Source organism: Pseudoalteromonas sp. SR41-8, assembly GCF_014163915.1.
Lineage (GTDB): Bacteria > Pseudomonadota > Gammaproteobacteria > Enterobacterales > Alteromonadaceae > Pseudoalteromonas > Pseudoalteromonas rhizosphaerae.
The window spans coordinates 1-281 of record NZ_JACJEE010000104.1 but is presented as its reverse complement, the minus strand read 5'-3'; the positions used below and the strand labels follow the sequence as shown (position 1 = coordinate 281).

Sequence of the window (281 nt, the reverse complement as noted above, 5' to 3'; positions counted from 1 at the left end):
ATTTGGAGCCTGGCAATGTCCTACTTTCACATAGCAAATGCTACACTATCATCGGCGCTGTTTCGTTTCACTACTGAGTTCGGCATGGGGTCAGGTGGGTCCAAAACGCTATTGTTACCAAGCAAATTTGGTGTTAATCGCGTTAGCAATTAACTAAAATTTGGAATTCTGATAATAAAGTTTTCAGTAAATCTACTTTAGTCTATTAACTTCTTGCGCTATCAACTATCACATAAAACGCGTTTGGCGTTGTATGGTTAAGCCTCACGGGTAATTAGTAC

At 39.5% G+C, this 281-nt stretch carries 1 rRNA gene; it reads right to left on the bottom strand.

Features of this window, described 5'->3' with window-relative positions:
• Positions 1 to 7: 7 nt before the first annotated feature.
• Positions 8 to 122 (bottom strand): 5S ribosomal RNA (rrf, locus tag H5162_RS21195).
• Positions 123 to 281 lie beyond the last annotated feature (159 nt).